At 38.4% G+C, this 19138-nt stretch carries 20 protein-coding genes and 1 riboswitch; of the genes, 16 read left to right on the top strand and 4 right to left on the bottom strand.

The features are described from left to right. Positions 1 to 75: 75 nt before the first annotated feature. Positions 76 to 357, bottom strand: a complete 282-nt coding sequence (locus POF52_RS10955) for an acylphosphatase (protein WP_028408645.1) — start codon at positions 355 to 357, stop codon at positions 76 to 78. 141 nt (positions 358 to 498) lie between these two features. Here POF52_RS10955 and POF52_RS10950 point away from each other — a divergent pair, with 141 nt between their 5' ends. The 5 genes from POF52_RS10950 to POF52_RS10930 all read left to right on the top strand — a co-directional run bounded on the left by POF52_RS10950 (position 499) and on the right by POF52_RS10930 (position 5237). Then, positions 499 to 1713 (top strand): MFS transporter, encoded by a 1215-nt coding sequence (locus POF52_RS10950; RefSeq protein WP_271992587.1) that lies wholly within the window; start codon positions 499 to 501, stop codon positions 1711 to 1713. A 130-nt stretch (positions 1714 to 1843) separates the two neighbouring features. After that, a complete protein-coding gene (locus POF52_RS10945) occupies positions 1844 to 2854 on the top strand; it encodes an LLM class flavin-dependent oxidoreductase (RefSeq protein ID WP_013083033.1) in 1011 nt (336 codons plus the stop codon). 60 nt (positions 2855 to 2914) lie between these two features. Then, the gene (locus POF52_RS10940; protein WP_074895836.1) at positions 2915 to 3544 is read left to right on the top strand and encodes an alpha/beta family hydrolase; all 630 of its coding nucleotides are present in this window, start codon (positions 2915 to 2917) and stop codon (positions 3542 to 3544) included. A 27-nt stretch (positions 3545 to 3571) separates the two neighbouring features. Beyond that, positions 3572 to 4288 carry a helix-turn-helix transcriptional regulator gene (locus POF52_RS10935; protein ID WP_271992583.1) on the top strand — a complete coding sequence of 239 codons (717 nt, stop codon included), beginning with the start codon at positions 3572 to 3574 and terminating at the stop codon, positions 4286 to 4288. Between the two features lie 64 nt (positions 4289 to 4352). After that, entirely contained in the window at positions 4353 to 5237 is an 885-nt protein-coding gene (locus tag POF52_RS10930; protein WP_271992581.1) for a DMT family transporter, read from the top strand. Between the two features lie 36 nt (positions 5238 to 5273). Here the strand turns inward: POF52_RS10930 and POF52_RS10925 are convergent, their stop codons facing one another. Continuing rightward, positions 5274 to 6893, bottom strand: coding sequence for an ABC-F family ATP-binding cassette domain-containing protein (locus tag POF52_RS10925; RefSeq protein ID WP_013083037.1), 1620 nt, complete (start codon positions 6891 to 6893; stop codon positions 5274 to 5276). A gap of 506 nt (positions 6894 to 7399) precedes the next feature. On the opposite strand from POF52_RS10925, the gene POF52_RS10920 reads away from it, so the two are divergent. The 3 genes from POF52_RS10920 to POF52_RS10910 are packed head-to-tail and all read left to right on the top strand — an operon-like array spanning position 7400 to position 11303. Beyond that, positions 7400 to 8977: a spore germination protein gene (locus POF52_RS10920; RefSeq protein WP_271992578.1), complete on the top strand. Its 1578-nt coding sequence runs from the start codon at positions 7400 to 7402 to the stop codon at positions 8975 to 8977. Between the two features lie 3 nt (positions 8978 to 8980). Continuing rightward, a complete protein-coding gene (locus POF52_RS10915; protein ID WP_271992576.1) occupies positions 8981 to 10108 on the top strand; it encodes a spore germination protein in 1128 nt (375 codons plus the stop codon). Next, complete coding sequence (locus tag POF52_RS10910) at positions 10092 to 11303, top strand: Ger(x)C family spore germination protein (RefSeq protein WP_271992574.1); 1212 nt, start codon at positions 10092 to 10094, stop codon at positions 11301 to 11303. Before POF52_RS10915 ends, POF52_RS10910 begins: the two co-directional genes overlap by 17 nt. A 153-nt stretch (positions 11304 to 11456) precedes the next feature. On the opposite strand, the gene POF52_RS10905 is transcribed toward POF52_RS10910, so the two are convergent. After that, on the bottom strand, positions 11457 to 11897 hold the full coding sequence (locus POF52_RS10905) for a YtoQ family protein (protein ID WP_025752263.1): 441 nt from the start codon (positions 11895 to 11897) through the stop codon (positions 11457 to 11459). 170 nt (positions 11898 to 12067) lie between these two features. On the opposite strand from POF52_RS10905, the gene POF52_RS10900 reads away from it, so the two are divergent. From POF52_RS10900 to POF52_RS10890, 3 genes are all read left to right on the top strand, one after another. Then, positions 12068 to 12979, top strand: coding sequence for an ABC transporter ATP-binding protein (locus POF52_RS10900; RefSeq protein ID WP_271992571.1), 912 nt, complete (start codon positions 12068 to 12070; stop codon positions 12977 to 12979). Next, positions 12972 to 13739, top strand: coding sequence for an ABC transporter permease (locus tag POF52_RS10895; protein WP_095379665.1), 768 nt, complete (start codon positions 12972 to 12974; stop codon positions 13737 to 13739). The genes POF52_RS10900 and POF52_RS10895 overlap by 8 nt, the downstream gene beginning before the upstream one ends. Positions 13740 to 13840: 101 nt before the next feature. Next, positions 13841 to 13947, top strand: a riboswitch (SAM riboswitch). Between the two features lie 85 nt (positions 13948 to 14032). Then, the gene (locus POF52_RS10890; protein WP_016764004.1) at positions 14033 to 15343 is read left to right on the top strand and encodes a Na+/H+ antiporter NhaC family protein; all 1311 of its coding nucleotides are present in this window, start codon (positions 14033 to 14035) and stop codon (positions 15341 to 15343) included. Between the two features lie 39 nt (positions 15344 to 15382). On the opposite strand, the gene POF52_RS10885 is transcribed toward POF52_RS10890, so the two are convergent. Beyond that, positions 15383 to 15511 (bottom strand): hypothetical protein, encoded by a 129-nt coding sequence (locus POF52_RS10885; RefSeq protein ID WP_013083044.1) that lies wholly within the window; start codon positions 15509 to 15511, stop codon positions 15383 to 15385. Between the two features lie 124 nt (positions 15512 to 15635). Here POF52_RS10885 and POF52_RS10880 point away from each other — a divergent pair, with 124 nt between their 5' ends. The 5 genes from POF52_RS10880 (at position 15636) to POF52_RS10860 (ending at position 19002) form a co-directional block, all read left to right on the top strand. After that, on the top strand, positions 15636 to 16595 hold the full coding sequence (locus tag POF52_RS10880; RefSeq protein WP_013083045.1) for a LacI family DNA-binding transcriptional regulator: 960 nt from the start codon (positions 15636 to 15638) through the stop codon (positions 16593 to 16595). An 85-nt stretch (positions 16596 to 16680) separates the two neighbouring features. Continuing rightward, positions 16681 to 16929, top strand: coding sequence for a transcriptional regulator SplA domain-containing protein (locus POF52_RS10875; RefSeq protein ID WP_016764006.1), 249 nt, complete (start codon positions 16681 to 16683; stop codon positions 16927 to 16929). A 111-nt stretch (positions 16930 to 17040) separates the two neighbouring features. Then, the gene (splB, locus tag POF52_RS10870; RefSeq protein ID WP_025752275.1) at positions 17041 to 18069 is read left to right on the top strand and encodes a spore photoproduct lyase; all 1029 of its coding nucleotides are present in this window, start codon (positions 17041 to 17043) and stop codon (positions 18067 to 18069) included. 153 nt (positions 18070 to 18222) lie between these two features. Next, positions 18223 to 18666, top strand: coding sequence for a hypothetical protein (locus POF52_RS10865; RefSeq protein ID WP_176584689.1), 444 nt, complete (start codon positions 18223 to 18225; stop codon positions 18664 to 18666). 99 nt (positions 18667 to 18765) lie between these two features. After that, complete coding sequence (locus POF52_RS10860; RefSeq protein WP_013056931.1) at positions 18766 to 19002, top strand: hypothetical protein; 237 nt, start codon at positions 18766 to 18768, stop codon at positions 19000 to 19002. The last annotated feature ends 136 nt before the right edge of the window (positions 19003 to 19138 follow it).

Here is a 19138-nt window from a genome sequence, read left to right as displayed (position 1 = left end):
CCCCCTTATATGTAGAAAATATAAAATCGCTTACTTTTCCATTTTATCAAAAATTATCTTAATTTAGCGAGTTTTTTAACTGTACTTCACGCGAAAAGAATGGGTGTGGGAAGGGGTGTTTACTATCTTTACTTCCACATTGCTAACAGAAGCGAACGGCGAGGGACCTTTTTTTATTTCTTCAATAAATTTTTGGATGTTGCTTTCTTCACCTTCAGCATCAATTTCCACTTTTTGATCGTCTCGATTTCGCACCCATCCGTTAATGGAGCATTCCATTGCTTTTAGCTGCGTATAGTGACGAAACCCAACTCCTTGAACGCGTCCGTCTACAATCATATGCACATGTTTTTTCACTGTTTTCACCTCACAGGTAATTTTCCCTTTTTTATAAAAAAGAAAACAACTACAATCTTACTTTTCACTGTATAATAGAAAAAGACATTGTAAGACTTTAACAATTATAATGTAGATTAAATTAAGAAAGAAGGGTTATGAATGCAAGCAGCACGAACGCAGCAAGCGCAGCCGGCGACGATTTATCGTATTTTATTTGCTATTAGTTTAGGACATTTCCTAAATGATTGTATGCAATCCGTTATACCGGCACTTTTTCCTGTCCTTGAAAAATCGATGAATTTAAACTACACGCAAATCGGCTGGATTGCCTTTGCTTTAAACATGACGTCATCGATTATGCAGCCGGTATTCGGCGTATTTGCCGATAAGCGTCCCTCGCCATTTTTATTGCCAATTGCAATGTGTTTAAGCATGATCGGTATGGTTGGGCTCGCTTTAGCGCCAAATTTTTATTTTGTGATTATATCTGTTTTATTTGTAGGATTCGGATCCGCTATTTTTCACCCGGAAGGTTCTCGCGTGGCGTATATGGCAGCAGGAGGAAAACGGGGGCTGGCGCAGTCTATTTATCAAGTTGGCGGAAATACAGGACAGTCGATGGCTCCGCTATTTACGGCATTTATCTTTATCGGACTTGGTCAGTTTGGAACGATTTGGTTTACGTTAATTGCAGGTATCGGCGTAGTGGTTTTGTATAGCGTCTCTAAATGGTATAAATCGGAGTTAGCTACTCGTCAACGCTTAAAGAAAAAGCAGTCAGATGCTTTATTTACGATGAACAAGCAAATTATTTTCGCGGTTGGACTTTTAATTTTTCTTGTTTTTGCACGTTCATGGTACGGAGCAGGCATCCTTAATTTCTTTCAGTTTTATATCATTGAAAAATTTAATTTGCCTATCAAAAGCGCTCAGCTTTACGTTTTTTTATTCATGATTGCAGGGGTATTTGGAACATTCTTTGGAGGTCCGCTTGCCGATCGTTTCGGAAAACGAAATATTTTACTGTTTTCTATGTTAGGGTCAGTACCGTTTACTTTATTACTGCCTCATGTTTCTCTAGGAGTGGCAGCACCTCTTTTAGTACTAATCGGCTTTATTCTTCAGTCAAGTTTCAGCGTCACGGTCGTCTATGCTCAGGAGCTGATGCCGGGAAAAATCGGCTTGGTTTCCGGCTTAATTGTAGGTCTTGCTTTTGGAATGGGAGCTTTAGGAGCTGTTGTATTCGGTAAATTAGCCGATGTCTTCAGCCTTCAGTTTATTATGCTGTTTTGCAGCTATCTTCCAATTCTAGGGCTGTTAACATGGCTGTTACCGAGCGATAAGCGTGTGAAAGAAATGCACGAAGCAAAATAAGAAAAAGAAAAAGCAAACGCTAATTCGCGTTTGCTTTTTCTATGAGCGTGAAGCAAATTTCAAGACGAATTCATATTTTTCTCCTACAATAGAGACAATAGAAATTGAAAATCGAAAGGAAGAATCACTTATGATTAAGCTAAGCGTATTGGATCAGTCTCCTGTTTCAAGCGGATCAACACCAAAGGAAGCGTTGAAACGCACGATAGAGCTGGCTGAATTAACGGAAGAGTTGGGCTACCATCGCTTTTGGGTAGCGGAACATCATAATACGAATGGTCTTGCGGGTTCATCTCCGACACTATTAATGACGCACTTAGCTTCTCAAACGAGCCGGATCCGAATTGGATCTGGAGGAGTCCTTCTTCCTCAATACAGTCCGTATAAAGTAGCAGAAGATGCTCAGCTGCTTGAAAATCTGTTTCCGAATCGAATTGACTTAGGCCTTGGACGGTCACCGGGAGGAGATGCGCTTACCCGGCTAGCGCTGACAGATGGAGTTCGTAAAAGCCTCAATGAATTTCCGCGGCAAATTCAAGCGTTAAAAGGACATCTTGAGCATAATTTGCCGTCGGATCATCCGTATTACGGCGTGACGGCTTATCCGCTGAGCGAAACAAAGCCAGAACTGTGGCATCTTGGTATTAATAAAAGAGGAGCGAGATCAGCTGCTGAACTGGGCATCTCTTTTACGTTTGGACACTTTATTTATTCAGTTGGAGGACAAGAAGCCATTCGTCATTATAAACAAGAATTTATCCCTTCTTCGTATCAATCAAAGCCTAAAACCAACGTATGCGTATTTGTAGTATGTGCAGAAACAACAGAAGAAGCTGAGGAACACGCTAAAACGTTAGATGATTGGCTGTTGAAAGTAGCTAAAGGCGGAGATACAACGGTTTCATCGATAGAAGAAGTGCATAATCGTTCTTATTCAGAAGAAGAGCTCAAAAAAATAAGCACCAATCGTCCTCGTATGATCGTAGGAAATCCAGCTGAAGTAAAACAAGGATTAATCGGGCTGCAGCAAAAATACGATAACGACGAATTTTTAATTATTACAAATATCCATGATTATGAAGCAAAAAAGAAGTCTTATGAACTGCTTGCAGAGCTATTTCCTCAACCCTCATTTTTTTAAGAAAAAGATGGGGTTTTTTTACGGAATTAAATGTTAGAATATTTAAAAAGGAGGAGTGACATGCACGTAGATCAAAAAAGTGTAAGCAACCAAACTAATAAGATTACCTATACACATATTAAAACAGGAGGGCCTCGCATTTGCTTTATGTTTTCAGGGCTAGGCTATACGTACGAAAAGCCGCTATTGTATTATGTAACGATGCTGATGCTAAAACACGGAATTGACGTTGTTCATATTCACTATACATATCCAAAAGAGCTCATGACAAAGTCTACAGATGAGATTGCAGATGTTATGATGAAAGACATTGATCTCGTGCTGCAAGACGTTTTATCTCATAATGACTATAAAAATATCATATTTGCAGGAAAATCGCTGGGCACCATTCCGCTGATTCAGCGGGTTATGAAAGATGAAGTCTACAAAGATGCAGTGATGCTTTTACTGACGCCGCTTTTAACCAGATCGGAACTGTTTAAAAGCTTACTAGAAAGCACTTATAAAGGTCTTCTTGTAATAGGAACTCGCGATCACTATTATACTGAAGAAGTTTATCAATTAAAAACAAACACAATGAATATTCAAGTGATTAAAAATGCCGATCATTCATTGGACGTTTTGTATAATCCTACGGAATCGTTAAAGGCGCTGGAAACCGTTTTGAATGGCATAGAACAACTTCTGTGAGATAGGAAATAAGGAAAGGAGTACAAAATGGATACGCTACGTGAAATTATTTGCGAAAAAAGAGCCTACAGCTATTCACCTCATACTCATGATCATAACTACAGTCAGCTTTTGTTTCCGCTAGCAGGTGCTCTTGATATTCAAGCAAGTGAGCAGCACTTAACGCTGCAAGAAGGATGCTTTTATATTCCACCTCGTCAGCTTCATACGTATCAAGCTAAAAATACAAATGAATGTCTGGTCGTTGATATTCCGTTGAAATTTACAGAAAGTGCGCATCTTGCTCAAGAAGCCGCTTTTATTCAATGGGATTCAACATGGAAAGCAATTCGCTACCTTTTACTTGATGGGCTTCAAAAAAACACTGACAGAGGGGCGCTTGAAGATTTAGTCCGTTACGTTCAGCATTATTTGCCAAAGAAACAAACGTTTAAATCCATTGATTATCTTCATGCTAACTTTAATCAAGAGCTAAACATAGAAAGTCTTGCCAAGATGGAAAATTACCATCCTGCCTATTTTTCTGCTTGGTTTAAACAAAAAACGAGCTATTCGCCTCAAAGCTATGTAGCGCATATACGTTTAAATAAAGCAAAAGAATTGTTAAAAGAGAGCAGCTATTCGATAACGTATATTGCGCACGAAGTCGGCTATCACAGCTTGTCTTCATTCACTAAATGGTTTGCAAAACAAGAAGGAGTCTCACCCACGCAATATCGAAGTATCTTAAAAACAGACAAATAATATCATAAAAGCGGAAAAACTTTTTTCTTTCTTTTAGCTATGATAAAAGAAAGGAGATGGAAATATGAATACTTCATTATCAAAAATACTTATTTTATGTGCAGCTGTACTATGGGGAACAACAGGGACTGCCCAAGCTTTAGCATCTGCTGAAGCACATTCCGTGGCAATTGGAGCGGTGCGTTTAGCTGTAGGGGGACTATCGCTTCTTGCAGCTTGTCTTATTCAAAAAAAGAAAGTGGACGTAAGAAACCTTCCTATTCTGCCCCTTACGGTTGCTGCAGCAAGTATGGCCGCTTATCAGCCGCTGTTTTTTTCAGCCGTTATCAAAACGGGTGTTGCAGTAGGAACAATGGTGGCAATTGGGAGTGCGCCGCTTTTGTCAGGAGTGTTAGATTACATAGTGTACCGCAAGAAACCTACAAAAAAGTGGTTGCTTGCTACGTTTACGGGTATTATAGGATGCTGCAGCTTGTTGTTAAAAAAAGATAGTCAAATCGACGTGATAGGTTTAGGTATGGCGATAGGAGCAGGGGCGTCTTTTGCTTGCTATACGACTGTTAATAAAAAAATTGTTCAGCATGTTGATCCGCAAGTAGGCGCTTCTCTTGTGTTCACAGCCGCTGCTGTTCTACTAATCCCATGCTGGTTTATTTATGATATGAGCTGGCTAGTTTCTTTAAACGGAATGGGCATTGCTCTTCACTTAGGAATACTTACGACGGCTCTTGCTTATGTATTATTTTCTACAGCGCTTAAGTCGGTGCATGCGTCTACCGCCGTGACGTTATCGTTAGCAGAGCCCGTTACCGCTTTTTTACTTGGCGTCTTTTTCTTAGGAGAATCTCTAACTTTGGTGAACATATGTGGAGCAGCACTAGTATTTGCTAGCTTAGCGTTTTTAACGTATTCTCCGAAATCATCGCTAAATCAAGAGGTGCGTATATAAAAAAATCCCCTTTCTCTAGAGAAAGGGGATTTCTTATTAAGCGTACATGCTAGCTACTTGTTTTTGCAGGTTGCTGTCTTCTAAGTACTCATCGTACGTCATTTGCTTGTCAATTACTCCGTTTGGCGTAATTTCAATTACACGATTTGCAATCGTTTCAACGAACTGATGGTCATGAGATGTGAAAATCATTGAACCTTTGTAGCTGATAAGTCCATTGTTTAGTGCTGTGATTGATTCTAAGTCAAGGTGATTCGTAGGATCGTCTAGTAAAAGAACGTTTGAACCGCTTAGCATCATTTTAGAAAGCATACAGCGAACTTTTTCTCCTCCGGAAAGAACGTTGGCTTTTTTCAACACTTCTTCACCAGAGAATAGCATTCTGCCTAAGAAACCGCGTAAGAAGCTTTCGCTTTGGTCATTAGGTGAATACTGACGCAGCCAGTCTACTAAATTTAAATCTCCGTTTTCAAAGTACTCGGAGTTGTCTTTTGGGAAAAAGGCTTGAGACGTTGTCACACCCCATTTGTACGTACCGCTGTCCGCTTCCATTTCACCCATTAAAATCTTCATTAATGTTGAATTTGCAAGTTCGTTGCGGCCTACAAGAGCGATTTTGTCATCTTTATTCATAATAAAGCTTACGTTATCAAGCACTTTTACGCCGTCAATTGTTTTTGTTAGACCTTCAACACGAAGAACGTCATTTCCAATCTCACGTTCCGGAGTGAAGTTCACGTACGGATAGCGACGAGAAGAAGGGCGGATGTCATCTAATGAAATTTTATCAAGCAATTTTTTACGAGACGTTGCTTGTTTTGATTTCGATGCATTTGCGCTAAAGCGAGCGATAAAGGCTTGAAGCTCTTTAATTTTTTCTTCTTTTTTCTTGTTCGCATCTGACGCCATTTTTTGTGCTAATTGACTTGATTCATACCAGAAATCATAGTTACCAACGTAGACTTGGATTTTACTGAAGTCAAGGTCAGCAATGTGCGTACATACTTTGTTTAAGAAGTGACGGTCATGAGATACAACAATGACTGTGTTTTCAAAGTTAATTAAGAACTCTTCTAACCATTGAATTGCTTGAATATCCAAGTTATTCGTAGGCTCATCTAAAAGTAATACATCAGGTTTTCCGAATAAAGCTTGTGCAAGAAGCACTTTTACTTTTTCACTACCCGTTAATTCAGCCATTTTTTTGGCGTGAAGATCTTCAGAAATACCTAATCCTTTTAAAAGAATAGCTGCTTCTGATTCTGCTTCCCAACCGTTTAATTCAGCAAATTCACCTTCAAGCTCAGCTGCTTTCATTCCGTCTTCATCTGTGAAGTCTGCTTTCATATAAATAGCATCTTTTTCTTGCATTACTTCATAAAGGCGAGCGTGCCCCATAATAACGGTTTTCATAACTTCTTGATCTTCATATTCGAAGTGGTTCTGTTTTAAGACAGCAAGGCGTTCGCCAGGGCCCATATGTACATCACCAGTTTGAGATTCAATTTCACCAGATAAAATTTTTAAAAACGTTGATTTTCCAGCACCGTTTGCGCCGATTAATCCATAACAGTTACCAGGCGTGAATTTAATATTCACATCTTCAAATAACTTTCGGTCGCCAAATCGTAAACTTACATTACTAACTGTAATCATGTATGAGCAGTCCTCCAAATTCAATATCTATAAAATTATACCATTCTTTTGAGATAAGAGCGATATGAATACAATATTTCAAACATAAAGTGTAACCGACACTTTAAGCACTCGTCAACCATTTAAGGGAATTTTTGAGCGGTAAAACTTTAATTATTCTAGCATTCACCAAAACATTGAGCGGCAAACCAGCATGTATAATCTTTCAGTAATCAGCTCTTTTTCATTTTTAAGATGGATGTTGTATTCCTTTGTATAAGAAACAAAAAGAAGAATAATACTACCTGGTAAATAAAAGGATTTTTATGAAGTAAACACTGATATTTTACGGGTGCTTATTTCTAAAATTGGTTTGACATAGACATAAATAGGGTGATTATCATGTGGAAATTAGTTGTTTCCTATCTTCCAGAAGGGCCAGTTTTTATACAAGCAGTTCTGGTTTTTTTCATCCCATATATAATCTACAAATTATTAAGCGGGATTCGTAATTCAGAGGAAGAGTGATGGAAGTGAAAAAATGGAAATCGGCAGTGAAAAAAATAGGCAACCATGCGAACGAGAAGGAAAACAAACAGGAATCTATACACCAAGATTCATCTAATCATGTTACGAATCATTTAGCTTTAACTCTAGAAGTAATTAAAAATGAAATTGGTCATAATTCCGATGTTCATTTTCGTGAGTTTATTATAGGACGCACCGGCATTCAGGCAGCTATTATTTTTGTAGAGGGGCTCTCAGATAAAGATCTTATTGAAAAACATATTTTGTCATCATTGATGGCTGATTTTTCAAAAGAATATCAACAGGATCAGCTTTACGTAAAGGGAAGCCTTTCAAAAAAGTGTATTAAAAGCCAAGTATTACCAATTAGTGATGTAGAAGAGGCCCATTCTATTAAAGACGTAATATCAAAAGTCTTAACAGGATCTACGGCTCTTTTAATTGACGGGTTATCACTTGCCTTAATTCTTGGTACAAGCAAAGTAAAAACAAGGACGATTGAAGAGCCCGTATCAGAAGCATTAGTGAGAGGGCCAAGAGTAGGCTTCACTGAATCGTTAAGTGATAATACTTCTTTATTAAGAGGAAGCGGAGATATTGAAAATTTGTCGCTGGTGAAATTTCAAGTAGGAAAGCGTTCCAAAAAAGATTTAATTGTTGCTTACATAAAGGAAATTGTTGATCCAGAACTAGTTGAAGAAGTAGAAAAACGAATTAAAAAAATTGATCTTGATAATGTACCGGAGTCTGGATATGTTGAACAACTCATTGAAGATAATTACCTTAGTCCCTTTCCTCAAGTACAGAATACGGAGCGTCCCGATCGTGTAATTGCTGCTTTGATGGAAGGGAGAGTAGCCATTTTATTAGACGGGACGCCTTTTGCTTTGATTGCTCCCGTTACGTTTAGCATGATGTTACAGTCGCCGGAAGATTATTATGAAAGGTGGATTCCCGGTACATTCATTCGTTTTCTTCGTTATATTGCAGTGGTTCTTTCCCTTTTTACCCCGGCTTTGTATATTGCGTTTATTTCATTTCATCCAGGATTAATTCCGACTAAGTTAGCTATTTCTATTATAGGATCAAGATCTGGTGTTCCGTTTCCCGCCCTTATCGAAGCCTTATTTATGGAACTATCGATCGAAATTTTGAGAGAAGCCGGACTCCGGTTGCCGAAGCCAATTGGTCCAGCAATGGGGATTGTCGGTGGGTTAATCATTGGAGAAGCTGCGGTGCAGGCAGGAATCGTTAGCCCTATTTTGGTGATTGTAGTGGCGTTAACTGCCATTTCATCGTTTTCTATTCCGCAATATAGTGTAGGAATCACATTGCGTATTCTTCGGTTTGTAGCCATGCTTTGTGCTGCCATACTTGGATTATATGGCGTCATCTTATTTTTCCTTTTTATGATGAGCCATTTAGTGAAACTAAAAAGTTTCGGCGTACCTTATATGAGTCCAGCTGTTCCTTATCGTTTAAGTGAATGGAAAGACTTGGTAGTTCGTATGCCTCTGATGATGATGAAACGGCGTCCAAAGATGATGCACACCAAAGATCCTCTGCGAAAAGGGTAGCTTATGATGAAAGGAAATGGGCTGTTAGAAATGATAAATTCAAAAGATCGTATTACGACGCCTCAAACAACTATTATTATTACCAACTTTATCCTCGGAACAGGGATTCTTACCTTGCCCCGGGCAGCTGCGGAAAAAGTGAAAACACCAGATGTTTGGCTAACTGTTATTTTAGGGGGGATAATCACCATGATAGCAGGGGTAATCATGGTGAAATTAAGTCAACGCTTCCCTGAAAAAACCTTTTATCAATACAGCCAAGAAATTGTAGGGAAATGGATAGGCAAGTTATTTAGTTTCCTCATGATAGGTTATTTTTTGGCACTTGGTGGGTTTCATGCTCGTTCATTGGCAGAGGTAACTGGATATCTATTGTTGGAAGGAACCCCAAAATGGGCTATAATCATGCCATTTATGTGGGCAAGTCTCTATCTGATAAGAGGGGGAATAAATCCAATTGCTCGTCTATTTGAAATTATATTACCTATTACGGTTATTCTTTTTTTACTTGTTGCCTTTATGAGTATCAAAATATTTGAAGTGGATAATCTGCGCCCGGTACTAGGTTCAGGTATCACACCGGTGCTAAAAGGGATAAGGACAACAGCTCTTGCGTTTACTGGGCCTGAATTCATGCTTTTAATATTGGCATTCATGAAAGAACCAAACAAAGCAGTAAAAGCTGTACTGGTTGGTACTGCGATTCCTTTGCTTCTTTATGTTATTACCGTCGTGATGGTTATCGGAGCGTTCTCAGTAGATGGAGTGGTTACGAGAACGTGGCCTACGCTTGATTTAATAAGAAGTTATGAATTAACTGGGTTAATATTTGAACGCTTTGATTCCTTGTTGCTGGTGGTATGGATTATGCAAATGTTTACTTCTTTTAATGTTAACCATTACGCTGCTTCATTAGGACTGTCTCAGCTTTTTAAAAAAAATATCCATCCATTTATGTATGGTGTGCTTCCGGTTATTTATCTCATTTCCATGATCCCTAGAAATATCAATGATGTATTTAAATTAGGAGATATGGTTGGCGATGCTGCCCTGATTTTATTTGGCTTTTTACCCGTACTGCTTCTTATCATTTCAAAAATAAAGGGGAGAAAGTATGAGACAAGCCTCTAATCACGTACGGTTCTTCTTATCGGTTTTGCTTTCTGTTTTTTTGCTTTTTCCTCTGGCGGGCTGCTGGAGCAGTCATGAAATTGAAGAACGAAGTTTAGGAGTAGGTATGGCTCTTGATAAAGCTAACAAGTCCATGACTGAAAAAGAATTTGATGAACAAGAAGAGTATCCCAAAAGGAACTTGATTACGTCAACCTACCAACTGATCACCCCGCAAGTGGCAAGTTCAACAACTGTCCAAGGAGGATCTCAGCAGAAGGCTTACGTGAATATGGCTGAAACGGGAGATTCTATTCATCAAATGACCCGTGAATTATCATTGAGAAGAGAGACTTCGATTGCCAGCCAACATCTAAAAGTAATTATTATTGGCGAGGCTCTTGCAAGAACGTATAGCTTAGGAAAATTAGTGAATGAGTTTCTTCGTGATAATGAGATTAGACCAAGCTGTCTTGTACTTATTAGTAAAGGGAGAGCTAGGGACGGGCTAGAATCGAAGACAGCAGGAGAAATCCCGGCATTTCGTTTGGCTGGAATGGTGGAAAATGCGTATCGAACAACGAGAATTTTACCTCCCACTTCGCTCATTAAATTAGAGAGCAATATTGAATCAGGGACTAGTTTTCTATTGCAAAATGTATTATCGGCAAATGGGGAAATCAAATTTGCTGGTGCTGCCATAATTAAAGGGAAAACAAACAAAATGATCGGTTTTTTGAACGAAGAAGAACTAGATGGTCTGACTTGGATCACAGGAAAAGGGAAAGGCGGGCTAGTGAAAAGCTTTGATAAAAAGACCGGTCAGCTGATTGTATACGAAATAGAATCTATGAAAAGTCATATCGAACCTTATGTTAAAGGAAATAGCATCTCCTTCGATGTACATATTGAATCGGAGGGGAGGCTATCTGAAAATTGGGTGGTCTCAGGAAATCCTTTAAAAAATCAATTTTTACAGAAGGTGCAAAAAAACTCAGAAAAAAAAGTCGAGCATCTTGTAAAAAACACGGTAGAAAAAATGCAAAAAGAATATAAAGTCGATGTGGCCGGGTTCGGAAATCAATTGAGAATTAAGAGGCCCAAAGTCTGGATGAGGGTTAAAGACAATTGGGATCAAACATTTAGTGAAGTTCCAATTAACTATGATGTAAAATTAATGATTAAAGATTATGGAACGTCAGGATCAAACAAGTGAGCAGCTAAGTACAATTTGGCTTGTTTTGATGTTGAAAATGAAAGAAACTAAAAGGAATAGCCTTAGAGCTTGCTAAAAAAACATTCCCCCCAGTAAGGAGCCTGAGGGATAAATGAAGAATAAGAGCTGTCCAGAACCGACAGCTCTTATTTGTTATTCAAAAATATAAGCTAATGCTTGAAGAGCCTGTTCTGGCGTTTCGACTACAACTTGGGCTTTGTTTGACAGTTCTTTAAGCGGGTGATGCAGTTTTTCAGGGCGAACCAAAATTAGCGGTTTATCTAATGCAATAGCTGTCGCCGCATCCATTGCGCTGTTCCACTGCTTGTATTTTTCGCCAAATAAAGCAATAACCACATCAGATTTTTTAAGGAGCACCTGCGTACGTAAATTATTAATTTGAGAAGCTGCTTCATCTTTTAAGACAGCGTTAGGCTGTTTTCCTAAAATTTCTTCTCCAATGTTGTCGGAGCGGTCATGGTCTGTCATGGGACCGACAAAGGTGAGGGGAAGGTTTAATTGTTCTGCTTGGTTTTTAATTTCGTCTCGCCAGTTATCGTGAATTTGCCCAGCAAGGTATACGGTTAAGTTCATTATGTAGAAGTCCTCCTCTAACTAAAGTTTGTTTTATTTTATCAAATGTAAGCGGATAATACGAATGATTTGAATGGGCTACTTTTCCAAAAATAAGGTTATAGTAGACAAATAGTTAAAAAAGAGAAACAATAGAAGGCGTATTGCTAATTAAAGAAAGGATGTACATGATGACAGAAACAGTGCTACAAGTAGATCATGTCAGTAAAGTAATTGGGAAGAAAACCATTTTGCATGATGTATCCTTATCGGTTGAGCGCGGTGAGATTTTCGGATTGCTTGGTCCGAATGGCTCTGGAAAAACAACGTTAATTCGTACCGTAGTAGGACTCATTAAAGAAACAAAGGGAACAATTACCGTCAATGGGTTTCCTTTAAAAGAACAGTTCACTTCAGCTATGAAATCAATTGGAGCGATTATTGAAAACCCTGAGTTTTATGATTATCTGACGGGCTATCAAAATTTAAAACACTTTGCGAATATGCATGAAGGGATCACATCAGACCGCTTGGATGAAGTGATTGCTTTAGTAAAGCTTGAAAACAGCATTCATGCAAAAGTGAAGACGTATTCTCTTGGGATGAGACAGCGTTTAGGAGTAGCTCAAGCCATTTTACATAAGCCTGCATTGCTTTTACTAGACGAACCAACAAATGGTCTAGATCCAGCGGGAATGAGAGAATTTCGTACATATTTACAAACGCTTTGCAGGGAAGAAGGAATTTCAATCTTAATCGCGAGCCACTTATTAAAAGAGGTAGAAGCATTATGTGACCGCGTTGGCATTATTCAAGACGGTGAGTTAAAAGCCATTCAAGATCTATCTCCAAATCGTCAAGACCAAGGAATGTACGTAGAATTTGAGGTGTCTGACGCGCAAAAAGCAACGGATCTTTTATCACAAGAATTTGAAGTAACGATAAGATCACATATTATCGACGTGGCGATTGTAAAAGAACAAATTCCAGCTGTAAATAGAAAATTAGTGGACAGCGATATTTTAGTCTACCGAATCACTCCTGTGTATGAGACGCTTGAAGATTCGTTTATGTCCGTTACGGAAGGAGAGCACCATGCTTAAGCTAATTCAAAATGAACATATGAAATGGTTTCACAAAAGAAGCACAAAAGTCACGTTTATTACCATCGGTATTTTAACTCTTTGTATGGCTCTATTAATGAAAAAAGTAGCAAACAGTGCAGGAACAGAAGACAACATTTTGAACTTCCTGTCATTTAGTTCAGGTATGCTGATTCTCGTTCAATTTTTCGCTCTTGCTGTTGGAGGGTCAATGGTTGCAAAAGAGTTTGAGGCAGGTACCATTAAGCTTCTTTTAATTCGCCCTGCTAGACGTTCAACGATTTTAGCATCCAAGTACCTAACCCTCATCTTAATTAGCTTGTATTATTTACTGAGCTATTTGCTTTTTTCGTTTGTATGGGGAGCCTTGTTCTTTGGATTTACCAGTCTAGAAGGAGATGCGCAGCTGCTTAAAAATATTACGCTTACGTATGACAGTGCGTATATGGAAACGTTTATGATGATGACGTTCGCATTCATGCTGTCGTCTTTATTTAGAAACAGCGCGCTTGCTTCCAGTCTGGCTATTGTCGTAAGTATCGGGGCGAAAGCTGTAACAGGACTAGTATCACAGTTTGGTTTATGGTGGGGGAAATTTTTACTGTTCGCCAACACGAACTTTGTGCAGTATATGGACGGAATGAAGACGATGTTTGACGGCATGACAATTCCATTTTCCATTTTCATCTTGGTGGCGCATTTTGTCTTCTTTATGGGCGTGGCATGGGCAGCGTTTTTGAAACGAGACGTAGCTAATTGATGTGAGAATTTTCGCACTATATATTTTTCTAAAATAGCATTTGACAATTAAATAAAAAGAGCTTACAGTAGTGAAAGACTATTTTTAAAACAACTATAAACTTCTTATCAAGAGAGACGGAGGGACTGGCCCTATGATGTCTCGGCAACTGGCTGTACGCAGTGCGGTGCCAAATCCAGCAGACGATGTTTCGTTTGGAAGATGAGAAGGGTAATCTTATGATACAAATAAGAGACCTCTTCTTATCAATAAGAAGAGGTCTTTTTTTATTACGTAAACAAGAGGTGTTAAGAATGGAACAACAAAAAGGAAACGGCTGGGCGCTGTTACCGCTGGGCGTCTTTTTAGTCCTGTTTGTCGGATCAGGAATTATAACGGGAGATTTTTATAAGCTGCCTGTATTAGTAGCCATTATCATTGCAGCCATTGTGGCGCTGGCTATGAACCGCAAAGATTCACTTAATGTAAAAGTGGAACGTTTTGCTAAAGGAGCAGGACATCCTGATATCATTATTATGGTGCTTATTTTTATTTTAGCAGGTGCTTTTTCTCAAGTGGCTAAAGGCATGGGAGCTGTTGATTCAACGGTAAACTTAGCTCTGTCTGTGCTTCCGCAAAGCTTAGTCGTAGTCGGAATCTTTGTTATTGGCGCATTCATTTCAATTTCGATGGGAACGTCAATGGGAACAATCGCAGCGCTAGGGCCTATCGCTGTAGGGATCAGTGAGCAAGCGCATGTATCCATTACATTGGCAATTGCTGCCGTTGTTGGTGGTGCAATGTTTGGAGATAATTTATCCGTAATCTCTGATACGACTATTGCAGCAGTTCGTACGCAAAAAACAAATATGTCAGATAAATTAAAAGTGAACTTTTTTATTGTACTTCCTGCAGCGATTGTTACAGTGATTCTATTGCTTGTAATGACGCTAGGCAACACGTCATCAGTAGAAATTAAAGACTTCAGCTGGTTTAAAATCTTACCTTATGTGGGCGTCTTAGTCGCTGCGATATTTGGTGCAAACGTATTAAGTATTTTAACCGGAGGAATTGTATTGGCCGGCGTGATCGGATTAGCTGACGGAAGCTACACGCTTTCTTCTCTTGCTAAAACTGTGACAGAAGGTATTGGCGGAATGTCAGAGTTAATTATTTTATCTCTGCTAATCGGCGGAATGGTTGAGCTTATTCGCTATAATGGCGGTATTCAGTTCTTATTGAACTTATTAACACGACGTATCCAAACGAAAAAAGGCGGAGAATTCAGCATCGCTGGACTGGTAAGTTTAACAAATTTAGCAACGGCTAATAACACGATCTCAATTATTACGGCAGGTCCGTTAGCAAAAGAAATCTCTGATAAGTATTCAATTGATAATCGTAAATCAGCCAGTCTGCTTGACTTGTTTTCATGCAGCGTTCAAGGGCTTATTCCTTACGGCGCACAAATGCTTCTCGCAGCAGGATTTGCTAAAGTTTCACCGATTGAGATTATTCCATTTACATTCTACCCAATGTTAACAGCGGTTTGCGGGATCATTGCAATTGTAATTGGATTTCCTCGTTTAAATAAAAAGTCAAAGTCATCTAAAGAAGCTGCGTAATATCAAACCCTTAAAAAGAATGTTCTTTTTAAGGGTTTTTTACTGTTTAAAAAAATCAGTCGGCTTTTCATCATCTAACTCCTTCCAAAGCGTCTCGTTCTGCTTAAGTGCATAAGCCGCTCCTCCAATTTCAATTCCGCATAATAAAATGAATAATAAAATACCCATGAAATGACCTCCTTACGTAAATGAGTAAAAACACGATGGTAACGGGTTTAGCTTCTTGCTGTTTCACTTTATAATGAGAATAAAGTATGAAACGCGTTTCAGCGCAAGAGAAAAAGGTGAAAACATGACAAATATCCGAGATATCGCAAAAAAAGCTGGTGTATCTGTTTCGACTGTATCCCGGGTGCTAAATCATCATCCGTATGTAAAAGAAGAAAAACGCCGGCTGGTAGAGCAGGTTATTCACGAACTTAATTATGAACAAAACATTAATGCTGTTCACTTATCAAAAGGGAAAACAAATATGATTGCCGTCGTCTTGCCTTTTATTAATCATCCGTATTTTAGTCTGCTTTTAGAAGGAGTGGCATCTCAGGCGTTAGAAAAGCAGTATCAGCTTGTTATTTGTCAGACGAACTATGATGTGAAAAAAGAAGAAGAAGCGCTTCATATGCTAAAAACAAAGCAAGTTGATGGAGTGATTATTTGTTCTAGAGCAAGCAGCTGGAGCACGATTGAATATTATCAGCAGTACGGTCCAATAGCCGTGTGCGAAAACGTACAGAATCGTTCTATTCGCTCCGTATACGTTGATCATTATGCAGCTTTTAAGCAGGCGCTCCTGTATTTAAAAGAAAAAGGATATACGGATATTGGCTACTGTATTGGAAGAATGACGGGTACGAATAGTCAACAGCGGCAACAAGCATACAAAGAATATGTAGAAAGAATAAATCAGCCTTATCATCCGGAATGGGTTTTTCAAGGCTGTTTGAACGTGACAGATGGTGAAAAAGTGGTTGAAAAACTAGTGCAGATGAAAAATCGGCCTCAGGCGCTTTTAGTAACAAACGATCAAGTCGCTATCGGAATAAAAGCTCAGTGCGAACAAGCGGGTATTTCAGTTCCTGGTGAATTAGCTATCATTGGTTTTGATAATCATCCGCTTTCTTCTTATTTACAAATAACAACGATCGAACTTCCTCTTAAGGAAATGGGAGAAACGCTTTTTACATTAGTGGGAAGCAAGGTTCCTCAGAAAATTGAGCTCCCTTTTCGGTTTATTGAGCGTAAAAGCGTATGAATTCTTGATGATGCCATGAGGTGTTTTTACCGGATAAAATGAGCAAAAGCGGACATCATACGAGTAAAGAAAGAAGAAAAGGATGATGATCGTGGAGAAAAAAGAATATCAAGTGGGAGATCAAGTATTTGTTATTTACCGAAATCCTCATACGGCAAACGTTGCGAATATTAATCAGGCTGAAATTGTTGAACACCCTGAAAATAAAGGTGAAAAGGCGCTGTTTTTACATGAGTCTTACCATTTGTTAGCTGAAGATGATGCCGTGTATTCAACGTATGAAGAAGCTGAAAAAATGTATAATAAGATATTTGATTATGAACAATATGACTGACGCAAGGCTCTCTTAAACAGAGAGTCTTTTTTGTTTGAAAAATAATTACCAAGGATAGAGTCTTTTTATTTTTCAAACGCTATTAGTATTAGAAAAAAGGAAGTGTACATGATGATAAAACCTTTTGTACCTCAATTAGTATATATTGAGCCAGGGGCAATGGAGTACCCGCTTGGTGTTCAATTAAAAGAAAAATTTGAGAAGATGGGAATTGAGATTCGTCAAACAACTTCTCATAATCAAGTCCGTAATATACCGGGAAAAAATGATTTGCAAAAATACCGCAATGCCAAGTCGACTTTAGTAGTTGGCGTGCGTAAAACATTGAAATTTGATACATCTAAACCGTCAGCTGAATATGCAATACCATTTGCAACAGGGTGTATGGGGCACTGTCACTATTGTTATTTACAGACAACAATGGGAAGCAAACCATATATTCGCACGTACGTGAATGTTGAAGAAATATTAGGTCAAGCAGAGCAATATATGCAGGAGAGAGCCCCTCAAATAACGCGATTTGAAGCGGCTTGTACATCTGATATCGTAGGAATTGACCATTTAACACATTCATTAAAGCGCGCGATTGAATATTTTGGGGAAAGTGAACTAGGTCAACTGCGCTTTGTGACTAAATTTCATCACGTGGATCATTTATTGGATGCTAAACATAATGGTCGCACGCGCTTCCGCTTTAGCATAAATGCAGATTATGTTATAAAAAACTTTGAACCCGGTACATCTCCTCTTGATTACCGGATTGAAGCTGCTAATAAAGTTGCAAAAGCTGGATATCCACTTGGCTTTATTGTGGCGCCTATTTACATTCATGAAGGTTGGCAAGAGGGATACCGTCAGTTGTTTGAAAAGCTTGACGCCTCTATACCTGAGGAGTCCAGAGATGATATTACGTTTGAAATGATTCAGCATCGCTTTACCAAGCCGGCCAAGCGGGTAATCGAGAAAAATTATCCGAAAACAAAGCTTGAGATGAATGAAGAGGAGCGCCGCTACAAGTGGGGGCGTTACGGAATTGGAAAATATGTATACGCAAAAGATGAAGAACAAGAATTAAGAGAAACATTAGAATATTACATTGATCAGTATTTTCCAAATGCAAAAATCGAATATTTTACGTAATTATTCTACAGTAATTGAAAAGTTATTCTGACATCTTAGTCGAGATAGCTTTTCAATTTTTAATGTGAAAAAATAAATTGGTTGCTAATAAGTTGAAAAAAAGAGGTTTTTTTTATCTCTTGTCGTATTACATACAAAAGGGAGGTGACTGAGATGTTAAAAAATGAAGAGTTTGCGCTAACAAAAGAATTAACAAGCGAACAGCAAGAAGTTGCACGAAATTTTATTCAAGTGTTGTTCCAAGAAGATTTATCTGAATTTTGGAACATATTATGTGATATCGATAAGTCTCGTATTTACGGCTTGTATGAAGCAAACCATTATTATGATTCTGATATTGAACTGCATGGATTTGTACAAGAAATAAGAGATAATGTAAGAGCTGTGTATGCGCCTCTTCAAGGGCAAGGGGGCATTTCGACGAAGGTTCGATATACAAGCGAAGGAAAGATGTATGTATACATATTAGGAAGTGGCGAAAACCCTAAGGTATATCCTGTTGGATTAATGCCTGAAACATATATCGAACAAGAACGTTTTTCTCAGCGGCTTCAAATTAGCATTTATAACGACGAGTTTCGAAACGTTGCCCTATAAACCATATACATGGGAAAATAAAGAATAATAAAATTAATTTGTTAAAATAGCAATATTTGGGGTATGTAATAGATATAACATTAAAAAGGGGTGAAAGAAATGCATTATTATCGTATTTCAGAGGGAGACCATGAAGAGTATTGTGAAACGATTCTGCTTCATGAAAAGAAGTTTTGCAAAGAAACATTTCAATCTATGGTGCGAGAAGCAATGAACAATAAGCCCGGTAAAATTGACCGTGTGGATATTGTTAAATATTTAATTGGTCACCATAGTTTTCAAGTAGCCCACATCGAAGCGGGATTTCATAGTACATACAGCGAGAAAGTGACATAAAAAATGCAGCACCTCCTATACAACGAACTTTTCTTTTGAAAAGGGCGCTGTATTTTTTTTTGCTAAAAATAGAATGTTTCTAAGTGATATTCCTTTTAATGGTATAATAGTTAAGTTCTGTTAGATATACATATAA

This window comes from Priestia sp. AB, from assembly GCF_028369225.1.
Taxonomy (GTDB): domain Bacteria; phylum Bacillota; class Bacilli; order Bacillales; family Bacillaceae_H; genus Priestia; species Priestia megaterium.
This window is presented reverse-complemented; position numbering and strand designations above follow the sequence as displayed.